This is a genomic window from Inquilinus sp., from assembly GCF_057815775.1.
Genome location: NZ_JBYRFX010000551.1, coordinates 1 through 8824 on the forward strand (window position 1 = coordinate 1; position 8824 = coordinate 8824).

Annotated in this window: 9 protein-coding genes; 4 read left to right on the plus strand and 5 right to left on the minus strand. The window is 68.4% G+C overall.

Annotated features, from left to right (window positions below; genetic code table 11):
* The coding region (locus tag AC3XYG_RS19125; protein ID WP_489141449.1) for a porin at nucleotides 1-351 on the minus strand (351 nt) is incomplete at its 3' end.
* Nucleotides 352-678: 327 nt separating this feature from the next.
* On the minus strand, nucleotides 679-1854 hold the full coding sequence (locus AC3XYG_RS19130; protein WP_489141450.1) for a porin: 1176 nt from the start codon (nucleotides 1852-1854) through the stop codon (nucleotides 679-681).
* Between the two features lie 370 nt (nucleotides 1855-2224).
* Between AC3XYG_RS19130 and AC3XYG_RS19135 the strand changes: the two genes are divergently transcribed.
* Nucleotides 2225-3814, plus strand: coding sequence for a gamma-glutamyltransferase family protein (locus AC3XYG_RS19135; RefSeq protein ID WP_489141451.1), 1590 nt, complete (start codon nucleotides 2225-2227; stop codon nucleotides 3812-3814).
* Nucleotides 3815-3950: 136 nt separating this feature from the next.
* Nucleotides 3951-4688 (plus strand): creatininase family protein, encoded by a 738-nt coding sequence (locus tag AC3XYG_RS19140; RefSeq protein WP_489141452.1) that lies wholly within the window; start codon nucleotides 3951-3953, stop codon nucleotides 4686-4688.
* Here AC3XYG_RS19140 and AC3XYG_RS19145 read toward each other — a convergent pair.
* The 3 genes from AC3XYG_RS19145 to AC3XYG_RS19155 all read right to left on the minus strand — a co-directional run bounded on the left by AC3XYG_RS19145 (nucleotide 4661) and on the right by AC3XYG_RS19155 (nucleotide 7006).
* Entirely contained in the window at nucleotides 4661-6433 is a 1773-nt protein-coding gene (locus tag AC3XYG_RS19145) for a VanW family protein (RefSeq protein WP_489141453.1), read from the minus strand. The genes AC3XYG_RS19140 and AC3XYG_RS19145 overlap by 28 nt on opposite strands.
* A gap of 82 nt (nucleotides 6434-6515) precedes the next feature.
* Nucleotides 6516-6800 carry a type II toxin-antitoxin system RelE/ParE family toxin gene (locus AC3XYG_RS19150; RefSeq protein WP_489141454.1) on the minus strand — a complete coding sequence of 95 codons (285 nt, stop codon included), beginning with the start codon at nucleotides 6798-6800 and terminating at the stop codon, nucleotides 6516-6518.
* Nucleotides 6791-7006, minus strand: coding sequence for a hypothetical protein (locus AC3XYG_RS19155; protein WP_489141455.1), 216 nt, complete (start codon nucleotides 7004-7006; stop codon nucleotides 6791-6793). The genes AC3XYG_RS19150 and AC3XYG_RS19155 overlap by 10 nt, the downstream gene beginning before the upstream one ends.
* Before the next feature lie 87 nt (nucleotides 7007-7093).
* Between AC3XYG_RS19155 and AC3XYG_RS19160 the strand changes: the two genes are divergently transcribed.
* Together AC3XYG_RS19160 and cdhC are read left to right on the plus strand one after the other, a co-directional pair.
* A complete protein-coding gene (locus AC3XYG_RS19160; RefSeq protein ID WP_489141456.1) occupies nucleotides 7094-8050 on the plus strand; it encodes a GlxA family transcriptional regulator in 957 nt (318 codons plus the stop codon).
* A gap of 109 nt (nucleotides 8051-8159) precedes the next feature.
* Nucleotides 8160-8824, plus strand: a 665-nt coding sequence (gene cdhC, locus AC3XYG_RS19165; RefSeq protein ID WP_489141457.1) for a 3-dehydrocarnitine:acetyl-CoA trimethylamine transferase CdhC, incomplete at its 3' end; no start/stop codon positions are given.

Below are 8824 nucleotides of genomic sequence, written 5' to 3' on the forward strand. Positions count from 1 at the left end.
GTCCGCGCCGACATACGGCGCGTCGCCGAAGGTCAGGGTGCCGAAGCCGCCCTTGACGTAGACATAGGTGCGGTCGACGGTGACGCCGTTCTTGCGGTCGACATTGTTCATGCGGATACGGGCGCCGTATTCCAGGCCCGAATCGGTCACGTTCTTGATGTCGAACTGCAGCCGCGCCCCGGACACGAAGTCATAGTCGCGGTCGAGATTCTCGGAATCGGTACGGGAAATGGAGATGCCGGCCAGGAAGCCGACCCAGCCGTTCACCTTGACGCTGAGTTCGGCCTGGGCAGCACCAATCCCCGCCGTGGTGGCCGCCAGGCACACCCCGAGCAACAAAAACTTCCGCATTTTGTTTCCCCTCGCATGTCGGACACGCGCGCTCCCAGACGGAAACGCCGAGCCCTACATCAGATCTAAGCGAGGCGGCTTATACGAAGCCGGTCATCATCAAATCAACCATGCGAGTTGGGCTTAGATCGCATTTTCAGAAGATTTAACAAAACAGTCACCTGCCGTGACTGACCTTTATCTCGTTGCAGCAGTGTGAATTACATATAACTGTAACACTATCGGGGGAAATCGGGGGTCGTGGGCAATACAGTGGCAGAAAAGCGGGGCGGCCCCTGGCGCCGCCCCTCAAGTCTGCTGGGTTGACGGTATCCGTCGCGAACCGTCTTAGAAGGAGATGGCCAGGCCGGAGGTCAGCGTGGTCGCCTCGTAGTCGCGGCCGGTGCGGAACTCGTTCCGCTCATAGGCCAGCTCGGTGAAGGTGTTGAGGCCCGGCGCGACGTTGTAGAGCAGCGACAGGATGGCGCTGTGGTTGGCCTTCAGGTCCGCACCGTTGGTGAAGGACGAGCTCAGGCCGTTGCCCTTCTCCGCCGTCGCGTAGACGTAGCCGACCGAGGCGACGAGCGGGCCGCTGGCGTAGGAGATGTCGCCGACGATCGAGTCGATCGACTTGTGGGCGCGGAAGGTGCTGGCGAAGTGCACCCAGTTCACGCTGGCATTGATGCCGTTGGCGAAGCCGACCTGGCCGCCGACGGTGTAGGCTTGGTAGTCCTCATTGCCGCTGACGCCGTTGCCGGTGCCGGCCGACGCGGCCAGCCGCATCGTGGTGCCGTCGAAGGTCTTGGCGTAGTTCAGGCCGGCGGTGACGACGTTCTCGTAGCGGGTGGTGGCGTCGTTGGTCAGGTCGCCCAGGCCGCCATTGCCGGCATGATCGTTGGTGCCGCCGCCGGTGCCGTGGCCGGACGCCGCGGCGTTCTTGCCGCCGGCCACCGGGGTGAAGTCGACGGCGAAGGACAGGCCACCGAAGCTCGGCGAAGTGTACTTGACCTTGGTGTCCTTGCCGGCGAGGCCGCCGATGCCGTAGCTCGGGTCAACGGCGTAGAAGGTGTCGGAGCCGCCGAACAGGTTGAACTTGCCGTCCAGCCCGTCGGCCCAGCTGGCGCCGAGGCCGAGCTTCGAGTTCAGCGTGTCATGGGCGTAGACGTAGCCGATATCCGCCGAAGCGATCGGCGCATCACCGGCGGTGATCGTGCCGAAGTCGCCCTTCACATAGGCATAGGTGCGGTCGACGGTGACGTTGTTCTTGCGATCGACATTGTTCATGCGGATGCGGGCGCCATATTCCAGGCCCGAATCGGTCACGTTCTTGATGTCGAACTGCAGGCGCGCATTGGACACGAAGTCGTAGTCGCGATCGAGCGTACCTGTGTCGGTGCGTGTAATGAACAGGCCGCCCATGAAGCCGACCCAGCCGTTGATCTTCACGGCGATATCGGCCTGGGCAGCACTGATCCCCCCCGTGGTGGCCGCAAGGCACACCCCGAGCATCAAATACTTCCGCATCACTAGTCCCCTTTTACGCGCACGTGACCGCAACGCGATCACATCGCCGACCCCCCGGCCGAGCGGGGAGAACGTTATGGGGGATGACAGGTAAAATCAATCGAGATGTTGCGTCGATTGTCCAGGAGCGTGGGTGTGTTCAGTAACGGCCAAGAGTTACGATGACACTATTATCAACATTCGTGAATGTATGTATATTAATACATCGTTAGTCTGGGATTCTTCGGCGGATTTCAGCCGATCGAGACGATGCGGAGTGCGGCACGTCGGCTGCCCGCGCCTTTTGTCCCGGCCACAGGCGTCCGGGTTGCCAAACCTGCATTGCAGTCGATATCAACGACGGACACGGACACGAATAAGGACGCTGCGGATGCAACGGGATTTCGGTCAGCCGGGACGCTCGGCGCTGATGGCGGGCGAGGCGGCGATCGCCACCTCCCACCCGCTGGCCTCCGCCGCCGGGCTCGAGGTCCTGATGGATGGCGGCAACGCGGTCGATGCGGCGCTGGCCGCGGTCGCGGTGCAATGCGTCGTCGAAGCGCATATGACCGGCATCGGCGGCGACTGCTTCGTGCTTTACGCCCCGGCCGGCCAGGATGCGATGGCCCTCAACGGCAGCGGCCGGGCGCCGCGGGCGACGACGGCCGAGGCGCTGGTAGCCCAGGGGCTGTCGGCCATCCCGCAGCGCAGCCCGCATGCCGTCACGGTGCCGGGCGCGGTCTCGGCCTGGTGCCGGCTGCATGGCGAGCACGGCTCCCTGCCGCTCGACCGCCTGTTCGCCCGCGCCATCCTCTATGCCGAGCAGGGCTATCCGGTGACGCCCCGCGTCGCCTTCGACTGGGCGGAGGAGGCCGCGTTCCTGGCCGGTGACGAGGGCTGCCGCAGCGTGTTCCTGCCCGGTGGCCGGATCCCGGCGGTCGGCGAACGGCATGCCCAGCCGCTGCTCGGCGCCCGGCTGCGGGATATCGGGGCCAAGGGGGCCGATGCCTTCTACACCGGCGCGGTGGCGGACTCGCTGGTCCGGTTCCTCCAGGCCAGGGGCGGGCTGCACACGACGGAGGATTTCGCCGCCGGCCGCGACGGGGCGAACTGGGTCGACCCGATCCGTCTCGACTACCGCGGCACCGAGGTCGTGGAATGCCCGCCGAACGGCCAGGGCCTGGCTGCGCTGATGATCCTCGGCCTGCTCAGCGGCACCGATCTGTCGGCGGAGATGCCGGACGCCGACCGCATCCACCTGCTGGCCGAGGCGACCAAGCTCGCCTACCACCATCGCGACGCGCTGATCGGCGACCCCGACCACATGCCGCACGACCCGCGGACGCTGCTGTCGCCCGAGGTGCTCGACACGCTGCGGCAGCGGATCGACCCGCGCCGGGCCGGCCGGCCGGCGTTGTGGAGCGAGCCGGAGCACCGCGACACCGTCTATCTCTGCGTCGTCGACCGCGACGGCAACGCCGTCTCCTTCATCAACTCGATCTTCGACAGCTTCGGCAGCGGCCTGCTGGACCCGGCGACCGGCGTGCTGCTGCACAGCCGCGGCGCCTCCTTCCGGGTCGAACCCGGCCATCCCAACTCGATCGGCCCGGGCAAACGGCCGATGCACACCATCATCCCGGGCCTGCTGCGGCGCGACGGCCGCACCGCCGGCGTGTTCGGGGTGATGGGCGGGCACTACCAGGCGACGGGGCAGGCGCATTTCCTGTCAGCGGTGCTGGACCGCGGCTTGGACCCGCAGGCGGCGCTGGACCTGCCGCGCAGCTTCGCCTTCGACGGCGTGCTGCAGCTGGAGCGCCGGGTGGGCGAGGCTGCGGCCGCCGATCTCGCCGGCCGCGGCCACGTCATCGACTGGCGGGCCGAGCCGCTGGGCGGCGGCCAGGCGATCCTGATCGACCATGAACGCGGCGTGCTGGTCGCGGGCTCCGATCCGCGCAAGGATGGCTGCGCCCTCGGGATTTAGGACGGACTTTTTCCTTTGCTGTCATTGCCGGGCTTGACCTGGCAATCCAGAGGCTGTCGACAGTTTCTGGATGCCCGGATCAAGTCCGGGCATGACACGGTCGGCGTCGGGTCGAATGTAGATAAGGAACCCTATCGTGCAGCTTCAGCTCAGCTCCTGGCCGGAGATCGAGGCCTATCTCAAGACGTCGCGCGGCGTGATCATGCCGATCGGCTCGACCGAGCAGCACGGCCCGAACGGGCTGATCGGCACCGACGCGCTGTGCGCCGAGGGCATCGCCCGCGGCGTCGGCGACCACACCGGGGCGGTGGTCGGCCCGACCATCGGCGTCGGCATGGCGCATCATCACATGACCTTCCCGGGCAGCATGACGCTGCGGCCGTCGACCCTGATCATGGTGATCCGCGACTATGTGATGGCCCTGGGCGAGCACGGTTTCGAACGGTTCCTGTTCGTCAACGGCCATGGCGGCAACATCGCCACCATCCAGGCCGCCTTCTACGAGATCTATTCCGAGATGCGGACGCTCGCCCTGCCGCCGATCCGCTGCCGCCTGGTCAACTGGTGGGACAATGCCGGCGTCCAGCGCCTGTCGAAGGAGTTGTACGGCGTGGCCGAAGGCAGCCATGCCACCGCCAGCGAGGTCTCGGTGACCCAGTATCTGTTCCCCGACCATATCAAGACGGCCGAGCTCGACCCGCCGATCGCCCCGTCCGGCCGCTTCTACGATGCCGCGGATTACCGCCGGCGCTTTCCCGACGGCCGCATCGGCTCGAATCCCGGCCTGTCGCGGCCGGAGCACGGCCAGCAATTCTACGATGCCGCCGTGGCAGCGATCGGCACCAGCTATGCGGAGTTCCTGGAAGAGGCCTGACGCAGCGCCGGCGCATCGCCCAGCGCGCGCAGCAGCGCCTCGCGCAATGCGTCGGCATCGTCCTCCGGCACCAGGGTGACGCCCGGGCCTTCGTCGAGGCCGCAGGCGGCGGTGGCGATCACCGGGATCCTCAGCGCCACGGCCCGCAGCAGCGCCCGCGGCTGGTGTTCGACCAGTGCGGGCAGCACCACGGCGGCGACTGGGTCCGGCCAGGCACCGGCCGCCACCTGTCGGACCATGGCATTGCGCCAGAACGGCCCGTTCTGCTCTCGCGCCTTGCCGGTGACGGCCAGGTCGATATCCAGTCCGTCGACGGCGTCACGCAGGGCATAGGCGCCTTTGCGGCCCAGGGGAGAAGCCGGGAACACGATGGTGCGGCCACCGGTCTGGGGCCGCGGCCCGGCTGAGATTTCCGGCAGCATCCAGTCCAGGCGGACGGCCCGGTCCGGAAAGCGCTCGGCGACGCCGCGATGCGGCGTGTACAGCCGCGCGGCGGCGGCCAGCGCCTCGGCCTCCGCGGCGATGATCTCGTCGGGTGCGCGGAAATCGCCCAGCGTCGGGCTGTCGGGATGGCGGGCCAGGCCGCGGTCCAGCCGCGCCTGCAGCGCAGCCAGCGGCCAGCGCTCCATCATGACGTCGAAGCTGCGGCCCTGCAGGCAGCCGTCACGCCACAGATGCGGCAGCAGGGCCTGGCTCACCACCAGATGGGTGTGCCGGTGCGACAGGCGTCCGACGTAAAAGGCCGCCAGCCGCCGGTCGTACTCCAGCATGGTCCGCGGCAGCGCGCCGCCCTGGGGCGGCAGCCGCCGCAAGGCCCGGGCGCGCGACAGGGCCAGCAGCGTGGCCCGGGTCTCGCCGCCTGCTGTGGCCGGCCAGGGATAGCGGTCCCGGGCCGGCCATCGCATCGGCAGGAACAGGGCGTCCTCCGGCCCAGCCTGGTCGCGCAGCAGCGCGGCGAACTCCGGCCAGCAGGCATCGACCAGCCAGGCCGTCGGCAGCTTCGTCATCGCCCGGCCCTCCGGCAGATGGCGCACGCACTGTTCCCGGCTGCAGCCGACACAGTCATGGGCGGCGTCGCGTGGGGCAGGGGCGGGAAAGGCGACCACGATTCCGGCCGTCGGCGCGGCGACGCCGCGGATGCGGATCTCAAGCTCCGTTGCCGTCATCCGCGCCTCGATCCGGAACGCCTGCCGGCTGCGGAAGCGCAGGTCGACATAGTTCCAGAACACGGTGGCGTCGCGCCCGGCGGCGGCGCGCGACCCCGGCACCAGGCGGCTGTGGGCGTGGCGCTCGACGATCTCGAACCCGGCCGCCAAGGCGGCCTCATACAGGGCGTTCGACAGCTGACACAGCCCGCCGCCGACGCTGGCGACCAGGCAGCCCTCGCGCAGTTCGCGCCCGGCGACGAAGCCGCGCCGCCGGGTGGCCCGGCCGATCTGCCGCCAGAAGCTGAACGCGGTGCCGGCCGGGACCTCGACTCCATCGATGGCGCGCAGGGCGAGGCGCAGATTGTGGATCTTGCCGGCGGTCAGCCCGTGCTCCTGCGTGCCCCCGGCACCGGACCACAGCGGCGACCGGATCTCGGCCACGACAGGGGCGTCCTGCAGCGCCATGGCCCGGGGATGGCGTTCCGGCCGGCCGCGGATCTCGCGCAGTCGCCGGGCGGCGCGGAACAGGGCGGCCTTGGTGCTGAAGGCCAGCGTATCCCAACGCGACGGGACCTTCTGCTCCACCGGCATCGTCATGGCCGCCTCCCCAACCGGCCTCGCTGGGCCGACGGTCGAGTGAAGACCAGGAAGATGGCCGGACGATGTCGCTGTCGTGGCGTCAGCGGTCCTGGGCTGCATGCCAGACGCGAAGGATCTCCACGCTCTCCGCGACGCGATAGGCAATGACGTAGGGACGGATGATGGCGAGTTCACGCGTCCCCGGAACGAGGCCGGGGCGGCCCCGCCGTGGCAGTCGTTCAAGGCTGTTTGCTGCGTTCAAAAGCTGGGCCGCCAGCCGTGAAGCCGCCCACGGGTTGGCGGCCTCGATATAGGCGACGATGCGGGACAGATCGGAGAGGGCTCCGCGAGTCCAGACTCGCAGTGCGAGTCGGACTATTTGCACTCGGGTGTCGGCAGGCGTTTGCCGGTGCCCCAGGACTCGAGCCAGCGCCGCACCTCGTCATGGGGCGCGACGCGGCCGGCATCGGCGTCTGCAATGCCTTCGAGGATCGCCTGCCGTTTGGCAGCGGTTTCAGGATCCTCAGGCATCGGGGCAGGCGATGGCTTTGTCATCTCACCAATATAGGAGTTTCCGGTCAGCGGGGCCATGGGTCCGCAATACGGAACCACGAAGGTCTTGACGCAGGCAGCCAGCCGTTTGATGAAATACGACGTCGCCTCCCGATCGGGCCTGCCATGACCGACGCCCCCCGCCGCATCGGCTTCCTGCTGCTGCCGCACTTCTCGATGATGGCCTTCGCCTCGGCGCTGGAGCCGCTGCGTGTCGCCAACCGGCTGGCGCGGCGGGATGCCTATCGCTGGACCATCTTCTCCGCCGACGGGGCGCCGGTGCCAGCCTCGAACGGGCTGGCGCTGCCGGCCGATGCCGTCGCCGGCAGCACCGACGACCTGCCGATGCTGATCACCTGCGCCGGCTTCGAACCGCTGGCCGCGGTGACGCCGGTGCTGACCCGCTGGTTCCGCCGGCTGGACCGCGCCGGGGCCGTGCTGGGCGGCATCGACACCGGCAGCTTCGCGCTCGCCGCGGCCGGGCTGCTCGACGGCTATCGCGCCACCGCGCATTGGGAGGCGCTGGACGGATTCGCCGAGAAATTCCCCCGCGTCGAGGCCCGCGCCTGCCTGTTCGAGACGGATCGCCGCCGTCTGACCTGCGCCGGCGGCACCGCGGCGCTCGACCTGATGCTGCAGATCATCCGCATGGATCACGGCGCCAAGCTGGCGGCGGCGGTGTCGGAGCAGTTCATCTACAACACCCTGCGCCATGCGGAAGACCGGCAGCGCCTGTCGATCCCGAAGCAGCTCGACATCCGCGATGCCAGGCTGGCGCGGATGGTCGAGATCATGGAGCGCAACGTCGCCAGCCCGGTCGCTGTCACCGCCCTGGCCCGCACCGTCGACATGTCGCCGCGCCAGGTCGAGCGGCTGTTCGCCCAGCATCTCGGCAAGGGGCCACAGGGCTTCTACCAGTCGCTGCGGCTGCAGCGGGCGCGGTCGATGGTGCAGTATTCCGACGACCCGCTGCTGGAGGTGGCGATCGCCTGCGGCTTTGGCAGCTACGAGCATTTCTGCCGCTCCTACCGCAAGGAATTCTCGGTACCGCCCAGCCGGGACCGGCGGGGCGTATCCAGCTAACCGAAAACATCAAGCCGATGTCGCTCTCGATCAAGGGTCGGGATGGCGCCATGGCATAGGCTTGCCCTCGGGAGCCGGTGCGCCGGCGATGCGAGAGGAATGGCCGGCAATGGCCCTGCAGACTGAGATCAACCGGCGCGTCATCATCACCTGCGCCGTCACCGGCGCCGGCGACACGGTGGACAAGCACCCCGCCATTCCGGTGACGCCGCAGCAGATCGCTGATGCCGCGCTGGAAGCGGCTAAGGCCGGCGCCACCGTGGCTCATATCCATGTCCGCAACCCCGAGACCGGCAAGCCGAGCCGCGACCCGGCACTGTATCGCGAGGTGGTCGATCGCATCCGTTCCAGCGGCGTCGACATCATCATCAACCTCACCGCCGGCATGGGCGGCGACCTGGTGATCGGGCCGCAGGACAACCCGACGAAGTTCGGCGCTGACACGGACCTGATCGGCGGCATCGACCGCCTGCCGCATGTCGAACAGCTGCTGCCGGAGATCTGCACCCTCGATTGCGGCTCGCTCAATTTCGGCGACGGCTCGCTGGTCTATGTCTCGACCCCCGACATCCTGCGCAAGCAGGCCAAGCGGATCCAGGAGCTGGGGGTGAAGCCCGAGCTCGAGATCTTCGACACCGGTAACCTCTGGTTCGCCCGGAAGATGGTGGAGGAGGGGCTGCTGGACGCGCCGCCCTTGTTCCAGCTCTGCCTCGGCATTCCCTGGGGCGTGCCGCCCGACCCGCGGATGATGCTGGCGATGCGCGACATGCTGCC